Source organism: Flavobacterium sp. 103, from assembly GCF_003096795.1.
Taxonomy (GTDB): domain Bacteria; phylum Bacteroidota; class Bacteroidia; order Flavobacteriales; family Flavobacteriaceae; genus Flavobacterium.
In genome coordinates this window covers 3,413,587-3,429,653 of sequence record NZ_QENX01000001.1, presented here as the reverse complement: position 1 = coordinate 3,429,653, position 16,067 = coordinate 3,413,587, and the positions used below count along the sequence as shown (strand labels likewise).

The window sequence follows — 16,067 nt, the reverse complement described above, 5'->3', positions numbered from 1 at the left end:
TTACTAAGAAAATATTTTCAAAAGAAAGAAATGATAACTATTTAGACTAATTATTCAACCATTTTAATAGTACTTTTTCCAAATCGGATTGAATAATAGGCTTTGTAATATAATCAGACATTCCGTGTTCCATACACTTTTCTTTTTCTCCGTTCAAAACTCCAGCCGTTAAGGCAATTACAGGTATATGCTTGGTGTTTTCTGATTTTCTGATTTCTAAAGTAGCATCATAGCCATTTTGAATTGGCATTTGAATGTCCATCAAAATTAAATCCGGTAAATTTTCTTCTGCCAAGACCACTGCATCGTAGCCATTTGTGGCTTCTAGTAGATCACAATTTTTTATAATTTTACGTACCAACGTTTTAGCCAAAAGCATGTTTATTTTATTGTCTTCAGCAATTAACACCTTGAAATTATTGAGTGAATTTGACAAATGCGAAGTCACATTTGAAATCAAATTATCTTTAACCGATAAATCATTTGTCTCGGAAAGTATTTTCTCAAAAGCAACCGTGAAAAAGAATTCGCTTCCCGCTCCATAAGCACTGATTAATTGCAGTTCACTATTTTTTAATGCTAAAAGTTGACTTGAAATCGCCAATCCCAGCCCTGTTCCTCCATATTTTCTGGTAGTGGTATTATCGGCTTGAATGAATGATTGAAAAATTTTCTTTTGATTATGGTCTTTAATTCCAATTCCCGTGTCTATTACCGAAAACTTAATTTTTGAAATCGTTTTGTCCTCTTCAACTTGAGTTACTTTCAATTTTATGTGACCCGAAAAGGTAAATTTCATCGAATTACTTAGCAAATTCACTAGTATCTGCTTTAATCGAAAAGAATCGCCATTGATGTATTTCGGCACATTGGGATCAATATCAAGCAATAACTCAATTTTTTTGTGATTGGCTTCGTATTTGAATAAATTGATAATTTGATTTGACAATTGAATAATATCAATTTTCTCAGTACTCAATTCCAGTTTACCTGACTCAATTTTTGAAAAGTCCAAAATGTTATTTATAATTTCCATCAAAGTATTGGCCGATTCATTCACTGTTTTGAGATATTCCAATTGGTCATTATCAAATTTTGTCTTCAATAACAGATCCGTAAAACCAACTATCCCGTTAAGTGGCGTACGTATTTCATGACTCATATTGGCCAAGAAATCCGACTTGGCTTTATTGGCTGCTTCGGCTTTCTCTTTGGCCTTGATAGTATCATCAATTTGCTTTTTTTGGGTAATATCCTGAACCACACCTTTTAATGCCACTACATTATTATTCTTATCCATTATGGGAACTCCACTACAAAAAACCCATTTTGTTTTTTGATCTGTTAAAACAATTCGATGCTCCATTTCATACGGTACCTTATTTGAAATGGTATTATATACATTTTTATTTAAGTTCTCTGCGTCCTCGGGTAAAAAACAGGATAAATATTTGGCATATAACTCCGAATCATTAGGGAAATTCTCTATTTCGAATATTTCATATAATTCATTGGACCAATTTAATTCTTGAGTCACTAAATTAAAATCCCAACTTCCTATTTTTGCAATTTTCTGAGCTTCATTAAGTGATTTTTCACTGGATAAAAGTTTTTCCTGTGTTTTTCTAATCTCTGTCACATCTCGAGCTATAGCATAAACTAAATTATTGGCGGTATGCAAATTGGCTTTCCATTGTAAACAAACCGATTCTCCATTTTTTTTTATATATCTATTTTCAAAATCGACTGTAGGATTGTTTTTGGTCAAATTTCGAACTTCTTCTAAAGTTTTATCTAAATCATCAGGATGTACAAATTCAAGAAAAGGTCTTGATAATAATTCTTCCTTTGAATAGCCTAAGGTTTTGACAAATTCATCATTGACTACTTTGTAATAAGCATTAGTATCGGCGATGCAAACTAAATCCGGGGACTCTTTTACGAAATATTCAAAATTGGTTATAGCAAACTTTTCATCATTTAACTTTTTAATTAGCAATTCTTGCGCCTCAACTTTTTGGAGTAATTCATCATATGTAAACTCCTTTTTCGTCTTTTCCATTATTAGAAATTAAATAATTAATGTTTGCTGTTACAAAATTTTTATAAATATAGCACAGTCTTTCAGAAAAAAAAATAACTGTTGATAAAACAAAAAAACATTTCAGTTAATTCATTTAAAAAGCATTGCTTTTGTTCACTCCATTCATTCCTTTTATTTTTTCATTTCTTGTGACTACTGTGACAATTGTTACTGACTATCGCTTTTCATCATTCTAAATTTGCCTCATAATTAAGAAAACCAATTATGAGAAAAATCAATTTTATACTACTAGGAATTATTTCAATCACCCATTTTGGATATAGTCAAGATACCATAGCTATTTCTAAAAAAGACATTTGGGAAAAAGCAGCTGACAAGAACTTGCAAATCAAGATGGCGAATCAAGATTTCAAATCGGCTCAAGCTGATTATCGCCAATCGAATTCGTTGTTCTTGCCTAATATCTCAGCTTCGCATACTTCTATGGCTACGACCAATCCTTTGATGGCTTTTGGTTCTAAATTAAATCAGGGAATTTTAACGCCTTCGGATTTTGATCCTGCAAAATTGAACAATCCGTCACAAACCCAAAATTTTGCGACAAGAATTGATGTTTTGCAACCGCTTATCAACGTTGACGGATTGTATGGACGACAAGCAGCCAAATCAAAAATGGATGCCTATCAATTGCAAACCGAAAGAACCAAAGAATATTTGGAGCTGGAAATAAACAAAGCTTTTATGCAATTGCAAATGAGTTACAAAGCCGTAAAAGTGATTGAAAAAGCAAATGTAACGGCTGAAGCCAATTTGAAATTGATACAAAATTATTTCAATCAGGGAATTTTGCAAAAAACCGATTTGCTATCAATGCAAGTACGCGTCAATGAAGTCCAAAATCAATTGCAATATGCCAAAAGTAACATTCAAAACGCTTCGGATTATTTGGCTTTTCTTTTGGATGAAGGCACTGCAAACAAGGTCTATAAACCCATTGAGGAATTGGATAATGTTATTATAATTGATGCTTTCAATACTTCCTTATCCGATAATCGAAAAGACATTCTGGCGATGAACAAAACAACCGAATCCTATGCCAAAATGTTACAGTCGAGTAAAATGAATTTCTTGCCCAGATTGAACGCTTTTGGAAGCTACGAAATGTACGCCCAAGAAATTTTTGGTTCTAATTCGAATGGATATGTAGTAGGTGCACAATTATCTTGGAATGCTTTTGACGGGTATAAATCCATTGGGAAAATGGAAAAAGCCAAAGCTGATTTTCAAAAATCGGAAATCGAAACCCAACAATACAAGGCACAAAGCCAAATGGAATTGAGCAAAGCCAACAGACAACTCAGAGATGCCGAAAATAAAGTGAATTTAGAAAAACTGGCTTTGGAACAGTCTAAAGAAGCGTACCGAATAAGAAGCAATCGTTTTACGCAAGGATTGGAAAAAACCACGGATTTATTGCTGACAGAGACGCAGATGTATCAAAAAGAACTAGAGTATTTACAAGCTGTTTTTGAATATAATTATACACAAGAATACTTAGGCTTTTTGACTAAATAAAAATTTCAATGGCAATGGCAATGGCAAAAATCAATATCAATATCAATATCAATTATAAAAAATATACAATGAAGAACATCTTATTAAAATCAGCTATAATCACTCCCCTATTCGTTTTACTGCTTTCCTCTTGTAATGGAGAGAAGAAAGAATCTCTAACTAAAGAACCTGCTATCGCGGTAAAAGTTAGTGGTGCGTCTGAAAACAACAACGGGCAATTTATAACAGCCAGTGGAAAAATTGAAGCCGAAAACTCCGCAAATTTAAGCACGCGAATGATGGGCTATGTAACCAAAATTCACGTTCAAGTGGGGCAAAAAGTAAATGAAGGACAATTGTTGGTAAGCATCAACAACACCGATTTACAAGCCAAAAAAGCACAAGTGGATGCCAGTATTCTGCAAGCAACAGCTGGCTATAACAATGCCAAAAAAGATTACGATCGTTTTGTGAATTTATTCAAACAACAAAGCGCTTCACAAAAAGAATTGGATGATATGACTGCCCGTTACGAAATGGCAAAAGCAGGTTTGGAAGGTGCCAAACAAATGCGAAACGAAGTAATGGCGCAATTCTCTTACTCGAATATCACAGCTCCGTTTGCGGGTGTGGTAACCAATACTTTTGTAAAAGAAGGCGATATGGCCAATCCCGGAATGCCATTGGTAAGTGTGGAAGGCGCTTCGAAATTACAAGTTACAGCTATGGTTTCTGAAAATGATATCTCCTCAATCAAAAAAGGAATGGCTGTAAAAGTGTTGGTAAAATCCTCTAACAAAAGCCTGAACGGAAAAGTAAACGAAGTGAGTCTCTCAGCAAAAAATACGGGGGGACAATATTTGGTAAAAATCAATTTGGACAAAACCGATTCTTCTGTATTATCTGGAATGTTCGTAAACGTTCAGTTTCCTGTTACCAATGCAATGCAAACAAAAACAAACGAAAAAGTTCTGGTTCCCGAAAGTGCTTTGGTACAACAAGGACAATTAATTGGAATTTATACTATCGGGACTGGAAATATAGCCATATTGAGATGGTTGCGTGTTGGTAAAAACTTTGGCAATCAAGTAGAAGTTTTGTCTGGTTTATCGGCAAATGAGCATTATATCGTTTCGGCTGAAGGGAAATTGTATAATGGAGCTTTGGTTAGTGTTCAGTAGTCTGATTGCAGAAATCAGATTGCAGGTTGCCGATTTTAGAATGCAGATTGCAGATTGCAGTAAGAAAATAGTTTGATAAAATATAGAATTCATCATTAATTCCGCGTGAGGGATAGTAGTGGAAATCCTTTTTATTAATAAATCCCGACAGGGTTTGTTGATAAAAAGATTGAAACGAATAGCCCGACCCGACCTTTTTTGGGAGGGTCACGCCCAAATAAATAAAAGAAATTATGCAAGAAGGAATTTCAGGTAAAATAGCCCATTTTTTCATCAATTCGAAATTAACGATACTGTTGATGGTGGCTTTGATGATTATAGGAGTGTACAGCTCGTTTTTAATCCCAAGGGAGGAAGAACCACAAATAAATGTTCCGATGGCCGACGTAATGGTGGGCTATCCCGGCGCTAATCCCGCCGAAGTTGAGAGTCGTGTGATCAAGCCTTTGGAGAAAGTAATCTCAAATATCAAAGGAGTCGAACACGTGCACAGTATGGCCATGAACGGTCAGGCGATGTTGATTGTGCAGTTTTTTGTGGGGCAGGATGTGGAGCGTTCGTATGTAAAATTATATGACGAATTGGCGAAACACGAAGATATGTTTCCGCAGGGAGTGTACAAACCAATGGTAAAAACCCGCTCGATTGATGATGTGCCGATGTTGGGATTAACACTTTGGAGCGAAAAACAAGACAGTTTTCAGTTGCGTCAGCTTGCCGAAGAAGTGACTTCGGAAATTGAGAAAGTAAAAGATGTGGCCATTACCAAGGAAATTGGAGGCAACAATCGCGAACTGAAAGTGATTTTGGACAAAGATAAAATGGCCGAAAATGGCGTGGATGCTTTGGGCGTTATGCAAATGATTCAGGCCAATAACGGCAGTTCTCAATCGGGCAGTTTTGTCAATGCAGACAAAGAATATTTGGTTACCACGGGACAATTTTTATCGAATGCCGAAGATGTAGAAAACTTGGTAGTGGGTGTCAATAAAAACCTGCCTGTGTATTTGAAACAAGTTGCCAAAGTGCAAGACGGCCCTTCTACAGCCAGAAGTTATGTGTCGTTTGGGTATGGCAAAGCCAATGAAAAATTCAAAACCGCCAAATCCGAATATCCTGCCGTTACGATCTCTGTAGGAAAAGTGAAAGGTGCAGATGCAATGAAAATATCGGCAAAAATTATTGACAAAGTAGAACAATTAAAAAAGAATTTAATTCCAAACGATGTACACGTTGAAGTAACACGTAATTATGGAGAAACGGCTTCGGATAAAGTGGGTGAATTATTGATGCACTTGGGAATTGCGATTATTGCCGTGACGCTTTTGGTAATGCTTGCTATGGGCTGGCGCGGTGGATTGGTGGTTTTCTTCTCCGTTCCCTTGACGTTTGCGCTGACGTTGTTTGCCTATTATTTATTGGGTTATACGCTAAACAGAATTACGCTGTTTGCCTTGGTATTTGTGGTGGGAATTGTGGTCGATGACAGTATTATTATTGCCGAGAATATGCACCGCCATTTCAAAATGAAGCGACTGCCATTCAAACAAGCGGCGATTTATGCGATTAACGAAGTCGGAAATCCAACGATTTTGGCAACGTTTACCGTAATTGCGGCGATACTTCCCATGGCGTTTGTATCTGGAATGATGGGACCTTATATGAGTCCGATGCCAATTGGTGCTTCGATCGCGATGTTATTGTCGTTGTTTGTGGCCTTGACGGTGACACCTTATTTGGGTTATCATTTGCTTCAGGAAAAAGAAGAGCAACAGCACAAAGAATCCGAAGGTATCGAAACCAGTTGGGTATATAAAATCTACAGCAAACTGGAACGTCCCTTCTTGGAAAGCAGTGCCAAAAGGCGTATTCTGGTTGCGGTAACCGTGTTTTTGCTGTTTGGATCTGTTTTCATGTTTTTTAATAAATCGGTGGTGGTAAAAATGTTGCCATTCGATAATAAAAACGAATTTCAAGTGGTGATTGATATGCCAGAAGGAACAACCTTAGAACGCACAGCCGCTGTTACCAAAGAAATTGCTCAATATCTTTCGACAAAACCCGAAGTGGTGGATTATCAAAATTATATTGGCACATCGGCACCTATAACTTTCAACGGTTTGGTGCGTCACTATGATTTACGCGGAGGCAGCAATATGGCTGATATTCAGGTAAATTTATTGCACAAAGAAGATCGTGATTTACAAAGTCACGCTATTGCAAAAGAAATGCGTCCCGAGATTCAGAAGATTGCCAAGAAATACGGAGCCAACGTAAAAATTATTGAAGTTCCGCCAGGGCCTCCTGTTCTTTCGACTTTGGTAGCCGAGATTTATGGCCCTAATTATAAAGACCAAATAAAAGTAGCCAAGCAAGTAAAATCGATTCTTGAAAACACTACAGATATTGTGGACATCGACTGGATGGTAGAGGACAATCAAACGGAATACAAACTGAAAATCGACAAAGAAAAAGCGATGCTAAACGGTATTGCACCTCAACAAGTAGTAGGCAACCTCACGTATTTATTGAAAGAATATCCAGTTTCGAATTTGTACGATGAAAATTCCAATGATAATGTGGGCATCGTTCTTTCGCTTGACGACAAAGACAAAACGAGTTTACAAGACATTGAGAACCTAAAAATCAAAGGAAGTCGAGGAAATATGATTCCGGTGAGTGATTTGGTAAAAGTAGAAATGGACACGCTGCAAAAAACCATTTATAGAAAAGACCAAAAACGTGTGGTTTATGTAACCGCTGATATGGCTGGAGCATTAGAAAGTCCCGTGTATGCCATTTTGGGAATGAATGAAAAACTAGCCAAAATGCAATTGCCAAAAGGATATAAAGTCAACGAACTCTATATGGAACAACCTACAGACGAAAGCGATTTTACCGTAAAATGGGATGGCGAATGGCAAATTACCTTAGAAGTATTCCGTGATTTGGGTGTGGCGTTTATGGTGGTTATAGTGATTATTTATATGCTGATTGTGGGTTGGTTCCAAAACTTCAAAACACCAATGGTAATGATGTTGGCCATTCCGCTTTCGCTAATAGGGATTGTGTTTGGACACTGGTTGCTGAATGCTTATTTCACGGCAACGTCTTTCATTGGTATGATTGCATTGGCCGGAGTGATGGTAAGGAACTCGGTATTGCTTATCGATTTTATCGAAATCCGATTGAACGAAGGTGTACCCTTAAAACAAGCCATTATTGAGGCAGGTGCTGTTCGAACCACACCAATTTTGCTAACCACAGGTGCCGTAGTTATTGGAGCTTCCATTATTTTGTTTGACCCTATCTTTCAAGGTTTGGCGATTTCATTAGTATTTGGAGCCATCGTTTCGACAATATTAACCTTATTGGTAGTGCCTTTGATTTATTATATCACAGAGAGAAAAAAATGGGAATCCTCCCCCAACCCCTCCGAAGGAAGGGAGTCAGACACTCCTAATCAATAAAATCAGTTTCAAGTTTTAGAAACTTTAAACTTTTAAACTCATAAACCTTATAAACTAAAAAAATGAAACTACTACTCATAACAGCAGTCAAAGAATTTGAGAATGAAATCAAGCAATTGCTCAAGAAAGCAGCTGTTCAATCCTTCTCTTACCAAAATGTAAAAGGATTTAAAAATAGTTCCAACGAAGAAGTCGATTCCAATTGGTTTGGCAGTGAAATGAACGAAACAGATTCCATCCTTTTTTATGCTTTTACAGCAAAAGAAAAAGTGGATGCTTTATTTGAACTTGTGGAATATTTCAATGTCGAGCAGGAATCGTTATCTCACATCCATATTGCCGTTCTTAACATCGAAAAATCAAATTAATCTAATATTAAAGAAAATGAAAAATAGAATCGTAAGAGGTATTGCAGGTACATTCATCTTAGCCAGTTTGCTATTATCCATTTATGTCAATCAAAATTGGTTGTGGTTTACGGCCTTTGTAGGTGCCAACTTATTGCAATCGTCTATAACCAAATGGTGCTTGATGGATGACATCCTAAACAAACTAGGAGTGAAAGACTAATATTGGAACAAAATTTTATAAAAGCCGAAACTCACATTTCGGCTTTTTTTACGTCTTGAAATCAAGGTGAAAACTAAAAGATAAAAATTATACTTTAACCAATTTACTATATCCTATTCAAATCATCCTTTCACTTGGAAATTCCCTTAAGATTTCATTTAAACAAAGCAAAATATAAAACACAAAAAAATAATTAACACTCTAATATTCAGTATATTTATTATTAAAAATAGCATGTCCCTGTATAAAAAACAATATGGATATTCAAAGACTTTAAAACCCATTAATTCTTTGAATTTTGAAACAAGTTTACAAGTTTAAGATGAAAAATTATTTAAAAATAAGCAGATTAATTAAACATCAAAGTCATGGATAGAAAAACAATAAATTACTTTAAATCGAAACAAAAAACGATTGAAGAACGCTTTGAGGAAGGCAAAGTGCTACGAGATAAATTTTCTAGAAAAGAACAAGGGGATTACAAACCCGATCCTAAACGTGCGGATCCTGTTTCTATTTTAGAAGAACAAGGGAAAACCCGTCTCACCGAACTGGTGCCTATACGGTATGCCCGTATGCTAACTTCTCCGTTCGCATTTCTTCGGGGAGCTGCGGCTATTATGGCCGCTGACCTTGCCGTTGGCCCAAAAACAACCGGAATAAATGTACAGACCTGTGGAGACATGCATGTGGCCAACTTTGGCATATTTGCATCAGCGGAACGCAACCTTATTTTTGGCATCAATGATTTTGATGAAACCTTGCCGGGTCCATGGGAATGGGATATAAAACGGCTTGTAACAAGTATTGTTGCATCAGGAAGATTCTTGGGTGCCAAAAATAATTTATGTGTTGAAAGTGTTTTGGCGGCGGTTAATTCCTATAAAAAAAGCATGAGAAATTATTCCGAAATGGGTCACATTGAATTGGTTTACGCCACTATGACCGAAAAAGATCTTCAAAGAAAACTGCCTCCAGAAGTACAAAAAGGCTTGAAAAAAATTACCGACAAAGCCCGTGAACGAACCCATTTTCAAGTGCTTGATAAAATGGCCAATATAGTAGACAATAAATATAGATTAAGAGATGATGCACCTTTTATTGTACATGAAACACACACAAAAAGCGGAAGAACAGTTGATGAAGCATTGGGGCTATTCCTTGAATCCTATATGCTCTCCCTTGCAGACGACCGTAAGCAATTGTTGAAACATTACCGCATTGTTGATGTGGCTCGTAAAGTTGTTGGTGTAGGAAGTGTAGGAACACGATGCTGGATTGTTTTTATGCTAGGAAGCAATTCTGAAGATCCTTTGTTTTTGCAGATAAAAGAAGCACAGCCTTCTGTCTTAGAACCTTTTATTTCAAAAAGCATTTATACAAATCACGGACAGCGCGTTGTAGCTGGACAACGATTGCTACAAGCCGCTCCTGATATTTTCCTGGGTTGGGGCGAGCAGGATGGCATTCATTTTTATGTGCGCCAGTTGCGCGACATGAAAGGTGGTTTAGAATTTGATCCTGATAAAGTAAATATTAATAACTATCCTGAATACTGCAAACTTTGTGGAGAGGCTTTAGCATTGGCACATGCCAAATCTGGAGATGCTGCTATGATTTCCGGTTATCTTGGAAAAAGCGATGAATTTGATCAAGCTATGGTTCAGTTTGCTTCTGCGTATGCAGATCAGACGGAAAAGGATTATCAAGCTTTGGAGGCCGCGGCAGCCAGTGGAAGAATTAAAGTGGCGCGAGCAGAGTCCTAAAAGTTTTTTCTATTTTAAATGAACGTAAAATCGTTCATTTTTAATTAAATTTGGTTATAATCTAAAAAACATCAACTATGCTGAATACTTTTTTGTGGGGACTACTAGCCACCTCTTCCTTGGTCTTTGGGGGATTAATTTCTTCAACTTTTAATTTAAGCAAGAATACTATTGGGATTATTATGGGATTTGGGGCCGGCACATTGATTTCGGCTGTTTCCTACGAATTGGTTTTTTGAGGCAGTAAAAATTGGGTGTGGAACTGGATTTCCAGCTTATGGATTTTTTGTAGGTGCTTTTACTTTTTATTTCAGCGATATGCTGATTGCAAAATTGGGAGCTACAAAATCTTCCACTAGTGCTGGGGCACAATATTCCCATGGTATTGGCCATTATCCTTGACGGAATTGCCGAATCTATAGTAATCGGGTTGGGGATACTTGAAGGCGGAACGATAAGCCTGGCTATGCTATCGGCTGTTTTTATATCCAACCTTCCCGAATCGATTGCGGGATCATCCGGAATGAAAAGCGATGGGTGGAAAAAGAGTAAATTTTTTTTATTGTGGCTTTTCATTGCCTTATTGCTAGCCGTTATCACTATTGGAGGATTCAGCCTTTTTACCACTACATCCGAGAAATGGCTGTCCTTTATTCAAGCATTTGCAGGAGGCGCAATTCTAATGATGCTGGCCAACTCGATGATCCCGGAAGCTTATGAGCACGGAGGAAAACATGCCGGTGTGGCTACCATTCTAGGATTTTCCCTTTCTGTATTTATTATTAGATTTGAGTATTCACACTGATTATTCCGGTAACCATTAAATCAAAACACAATTATTCTTTATATATTTTTTTTAACAAAAAAATAACACAACACTTGTATATACAAATATAAATATGACTACATTTGTATCAACAAATAAGACACCTACAAATATGAAGATTGAAGATGAATTAAAAAGTACGGTTGATTATACTAAATCAACGAGAGTGGTTTTAAATTTGATGTACACGCAAAACGTAATCACTGACAGCTTTAATGAAATCATAAAACCTTATGATATTTCAGGGGAACAGTATAATGTATTACGAATATTGAGAGGACAAAAAGGGCATCCTGCAAATATGTGTATCATACAGGAACGAATGCTTGCCAGAACGAGTAATACAACAAGACTGGTTGATAAATTGCTACTCAAAGATTTGGTCACACGTAATGTTTGTCCAGAAAACAGAAGAAAAATTGAAGTTTTAATCACACAAAAAGGTTTGGATTTATTAACCGAACTGGATCCAAAAGTAAAAGAGCACGAAGAAATCTTCTCCAAAAATTTAAATGAAGAAGAATTAGTACAATTGAATACCCTATTAGAAAAATACCGAACTAAATAAATACAAATATATTATGAGCAATTTTTTGAATAATCAAAATTGGAGATACGCAACAAAGAAATTTGATGCCACAAAAAAAGTTTCAGCAGAAGATTTAAATACTTTAAAAGAAGCTATTCGTATGAGTTCATCCTCTTATGGTTTACAACCTTACAAAGTTATTATTGTTGAAAATCCAGAATTAAGAGCGCAATTACAACAGGCTGCCTGGGGACAATCGCAAATCGTTGATGCTTCACATTTATTTATTTTTGCCAATGATACTAATATTGGAGATGAAGCAATCGACGAATATTTAAATACAATAAGCGTTACTAGAGAAACTCCAATGGAATCTTTGGCAGGATATGGTGATTTCATGAAATCTAAAATATCAACTCTGGAGCCAGCAATCAAAAATGTTTGGACCTCAAAACAAACCTATTTAGCACTAGGGAATTTATTGAATGCAGCTGCCGAACTTAAAATTGATGTAACGCCTATGGAAGGATTTGTTCCTGCCCAGGTAAACGAAATATTAGGATTGGACAAACTAAATCTTAATGCTTCACTTATTGCAACTGTTGGATACCGTCATGAAGAAGACGCCACCCAATTTTACAAAAAAGTTAGAAAATCACAAGAGGACTTATTTATCACTTTATAATAATTACTAATTCAAATTAAAATCAATTAAATCAAATTAAACAAATTACACATGAAAAATTTAAAAACAATTGCATTGGCATTCGCAGTAGCATTATCTACATTAACAGTAACTGCACAAACTAAAAAAGTAGACGTTTCAAAAAGTACAATCAACTGGGTTGGAAAAAAAGTAACAGGTGAACATACAGGAACTGTAAACATCAAAAGTGGTGCTTTAGTTTTCAAAAAAAATGCATTAACTGGGGGAACTTTCACTGTTGATATGACAACATTAACTTCTACAGATTTAACCGGAGAATACCTAGGGAAATTAAACGGTCACTTGAAAGCAGACGATTTCTTTGGAACAGACAAATACCCTACTTCAAGTTTAGTTTTCAAAACTATTGCTGCTAAAGGAAATGGAGTATATACAGTTACTGCTGATTTGACAATCAAAGCGAAAACAAATCCTGTTACTTTTGACATTACTGTAAAAGGAGATACTGCTACTACAGCATTCAAAGTTGACAGAACTAAATACGATATTAAATACGGTTCAAAAAGTTTCTTCGAAGGTTTAGGAGATAAAACTATCTACGATGATTTCGACTTAACAGTGAACTTGAAATTTTAATTTTAGAATCCTTAATGGAAAGAGTACCCTCGGCATTTTTGTCGGGGGTATTTTTTTTATGACTATTCCCAGCTTATCCATCTGTGTATAATTTTAAACTTGGAGCAGAAAGATTTGGATTTTTTGCTGGCATGGGGCCCGCTTTCCATTGCAATCTTATATGCCGAACACCGGCATATAAGGATTTCCATTTCTATCGGGGCTAAAGGGAAAGCTTTTGCATTTTTGTTTTCATCCAAAAAAACTAAATGCCGAACTCATGTTACGAGAAATAGTGCTAATCACGGGCAGTTATTTTTTTTACGAAAACATAATCTTAGCCTGTCCACAAGCTTCTTAACTTAAAAGTCACAAATAAATAATATTAAGAAAATACGCTAAAAACATTGTTGCGGTACTTTTGAAAAAAAATAAAGAACCAAAAAACACTTCAAAAACCTACAATCATTAGCGTTATGAAAAAAAAACTATTCGTTGTCATTATTATTTTCCTTTCGATTATACCTCTGAATGCACAACAAATAAAAGGAATCACTGGCGACACAAACTGGTTTGCCAATTGGACCAATTTCAAGCCAGCAACTACAGAATATAATGAAGTCAACCAAATATTGGCAGGTACAATCAGCACTGATATGAAACTGACAAGAAACAATACCTATCAATTAGTAGGCACAGTTTATGTGACCAATAATGCTGTTTTGACCATAGAACCCGGAACAGTTATAAGAGGCGATAAGGAATCTTGCGGAACTTTAGTAATTACCAAAGGCTGCAAAATTATGGCAGAAGGTACTGCTACCTATCCAATAGTTTTTACTTCAAACAATAATATTTCTGAAAGAAGACCTGGAGATTGGGGCGGAATCGTAATTCTTGGAGAAGCACCTATCAATAAAATAGGTGGTGTGGGATTTTTGGATTTCAATTTTGACCCGGCAGTTAGTTACTACGGCGGTCAGGATCCCAACAGCAATTCAGGTATTTTAAAATATGTGCGTATTGAATACTCTGGCCGAAAAATAAATGCGCTTAAGGAATTGAACGGTTTGTCAATGGCAGGAATAGGGAAAGGCACGAAAATCGATTTTGTACAAATCAGCTTTTCAAATGATGATTCATTCGAATGCTATGGAGGCGATATCAATTTCAACAACTTGATTTCGTTTAGAGCGACCGACGACGATTTTGATTTCACACAAGGAGTTCAATGTACTATATCCAATAGCATTGCTATTCGAAATCCTTATTCTTCGGATTTTTCTGGCTCTCGCTGTTTTGAAATTGATTCCTATGATAAAATTGAAAATGCCGATGTGAGCAAAAAACTAACCAAAATTACTGCCAACAACATGACATTGGTAAATACTGAAGATAATAATCAAGGACTGGTAAGAGAAGCGGTTTATATCAAGGAAAAAAGTTATTTCAATATAAACAATAGTATTATTGATGGCTTTAGTACTTGTGTTTTGCTCGAAAATAAAATCGGGGTTCTACCAGCCAATTTAGCAAAAATTAACATCCAAGGTTTACAAATTAATCGATGCAATGGAATTGTCCAAAGCGAAAATGCAACAGTAAATCCAGAATTGTCAAACTGGTACAATAGCGATACATTCTCATTAGAAACTACAAAACTGAATAATATTGAATTATTCATTCAGTCGGATGTCAAAAAATCGCCTGATTTCAGGGCAAGAAGCACAAGCCCTTTAGCTAGTTCAAAATAATTGGTTTCCAATAAAATTCACAAAGCCTGATATATAAATATCGGGCTTTTTTACAAACTAATTTAAAAATAACTTTTACAAATTATTCAGAACTCCTACTCCAAAAGCAACATAAAAACCTAATCCTTAAAATAATATATTGAAAATAATTAAAATACATTTTTTTGGATTAACTTTATAAATCATTTAGAATTACCGCTTATCATTATTTAAGATTCCATTTCAAATCGATTTCATGTTTTTTATCAGAATGAAATCAACCTACGTTTCATTAATTTTTTTATTAACTTAATTACTAGAAATATGAGAAACTTAAAATCAGTTAGTATTATTTTACTCGTTCTTTTTTCCTTCAACCAAGGAATTTCACAAACCTATAAAATTGATGTTTCCAAAAGTATCATTAACTGGGAGGGGAAAAAAATAACGGGTCAACACGAAGGAACTATCAACTTCAAAGACGGCTATCTTGTTTTCAAAGACAAAAAAGTGACTGGAGGAAGTTTTACTGCGGATATGAAAACACTATCAAATACAGATCAAACAGGAAGTTCCAAATCTAAATTAGAAGGCCATTTAAGATCGGAAGACTTTTTTAATATTGATAATTATCCTACATCTACTTTAGTGTTTAAGAGTATTGCCAGTAAAGGAAACAACACTTATCTCATAAATGCTGATTTGACTATTAAAGGAATTACAAATAGTATCCAGTTTGATCTAGTTGTTAACGGAAAGAAAGCTACCGCCGAATTAACTATAAACCGAACCAAATATGACATCAAATACGGTTCAGGAAGTTATTTTGATGATTTAGGGGATAAAACTATTTATGATGATTTTGATTTAAACGTGACTTTGGTTTACTAGTCTTAACAATTTAACAAAAAATTAAAAAATTTATCTTTTTTTTTATTTCATTATTTTTGTCAGACCAAATATCATTTATATATTTGCGAATAAGAAAATAAAACATGAAAACAATAACAAACAATACTTGGTGGTGGAACAATTTACGTCAGTCGTCGTGAACTAAGCTCCTATAGTATTATTTGAACTATAAATATAAAAGGCTTGTCATCACGACAGGC

At 35.5% G+C, this 16,067-nt stretch carries 14 protein-coding genes; 13 read left to right on the top strand and 1 reads right to left on the bottom strand.

What is annotated here, in order from left to right:
* Positions 1 to 46: 46 nt before the first annotated feature.
* A complete protein-coding gene (locus C8C85_RS14575; RefSeq protein WP_116797715.1) occupies positions 47 to 2,062 on the bottom strand; it encodes a PAS domain-containing protein in 2,016 nt (671 codons plus the stop codon).
* 246 nt (positions 2,063 to 2,308) lie between these two features.
* Between C8C85_RS14575 and C8C85_RS14570 the strand changes: the two genes are divergently transcribed.
* The 13 genes from C8C85_RS14570 (at position 2,309) to C8C85_RS14515 (ending at position 15,846) form a co-directional block, all read left to right on the top strand.
* Entirely contained in the window at positions 2,309 to 3,619 is a 1,311-nt protein-coding gene (locus tag C8C85_RS14570) for a TolC family protein (RefSeq protein WP_116797714.1), read from the top strand.
* A 68-nt stretch (positions 3,620 to 3,687) separates the two neighbouring features.
* Entirely contained in the window at positions 3,688 to 4,779 is a 1,092-nt protein-coding gene (locus C8C85_RS14565; RefSeq protein WP_116798497.1) for an efflux RND transporter periplasmic adaptor subunit, read from the top strand.
* Between the two features lie 233 nt (positions 4,780 to 5,012).
* On the top strand, positions 5,013 to 8,249 hold the full coding sequence (locus tag C8C85_RS14560; protein ID WP_116797713.1) for an efflux RND transporter permease subunit: 3,237 nt from the start codon (positions 5,013 to 5,015) through the stop codon (positions 8,247 to 8,249).
* Positions 8,250 to 8,311: 62 nt separating this feature from the next.
* The gene (locus C8C85_RS14555; protein WP_116797712.1) at positions 8,312 to 8,617 is read left to right on the top strand and encodes a hypothetical protein; all 306 of its coding nucleotides are present in this window, start codon (positions 8,312 to 8,314) and stop codon (positions 8,615 to 8,617) included.
* Positions 8,618 to 8,633: 16 nt separating this feature from the next.
* Positions 8,634 to 8,819: a DUF2892 domain-containing protein gene (locus C8C85_RS14550; protein WP_116797711.1), complete on the top strand. Its 186-nt coding sequence runs from the start codon at positions 8,634 to 8,636 to the stop codon at positions 8,817 to 8,819.
* A gap of 440 nt (positions 8,820 to 9,259) precedes the next feature.
* On the top strand, positions 9,260 to 10,585 hold the full coding sequence (locus tag C8C85_RS14545; RefSeq protein ID WP_207786934.1) for a DUF2252 domain-containing protein: 1,326 nt from the start codon (positions 9,260 to 9,262) through the stop codon (positions 10,583 to 10,585).
* A 77-nt stretch (positions 10,586 to 10,662) separates the two neighbouring features.
* A complete protein-coding gene (locus tag C8C85_RS18475; protein ID WP_165818126.1) occupies positions 10,663 to 10,824 on the top strand; it encodes a hypothetical protein in 162 nt (53 codons plus the stop codon).
* Between the two features lie 119 nt (positions 10,825 to 10,943).
* Positions 10,944 to 11,390: a ZIP family metal transporter gene (locus C8C85_RS14540; RefSeq protein WP_133243390.1), complete on the top strand. Its 447-nt coding sequence runs from the start codon at positions 10,944 to 10,946 to the stop codon at positions 11,388 to 11,390.
* Positions 11,391 to 11,523: 133 nt separating this feature from the next.
* Positions 11,524 to 11,979: a MarR family winged helix-turn-helix transcriptional regulator gene (locus tag C8C85_RS14535; RefSeq protein ID WP_116797708.1), complete on the top strand. Its 456-nt coding sequence runs from the start codon at positions 11,524 to 11,526 to the stop codon at positions 11,977 to 11,979.
* Positions 11,980 to 11,992: 13 nt separating this feature from the next.
* A complete protein-coding gene (locus tag C8C85_RS14530; RefSeq protein ID WP_116797707.1) occupies positions 11,993 to 12,625 on the top strand; it encodes an NAD(P)H-dependent oxidoreductase in 633 nt (210 codons plus the stop codon).
* Positions 12,626 to 12,676: 51 nt separating this feature from the next.
* Positions 12,677 to 13,243 (top strand): YceI family protein, encoded by a 567-nt coding sequence (locus C8C85_RS14525; RefSeq protein ID WP_116797706.1) that lies wholly within the window; start codon positions 12,677 to 12,679, stop codon positions 13,241 to 13,243.
* A gap of 455 nt (positions 13,244 to 13,698) precedes the next feature.
* A complete protein-coding gene (locus C8C85_RS14520) occupies positions 13,699 to 14,976 on the top strand; it encodes a hypothetical protein (RefSeq protein WP_116797705.1) in 1,278 nt (425 codons plus the stop codon).
* Between the two features lie 303 nt (positions 14,977 to 15,279).
* Positions 15,280 to 15,846, top strand: a complete 567-nt coding sequence (locus C8C85_RS14515; protein WP_116797704.1) for a YceI family protein — start codon at positions 15,280 to 15,282, stop codon at positions 15,844 to 15,846.
* Positions 15,847 to 16,067: the final 221 nt, after the last annotated feature.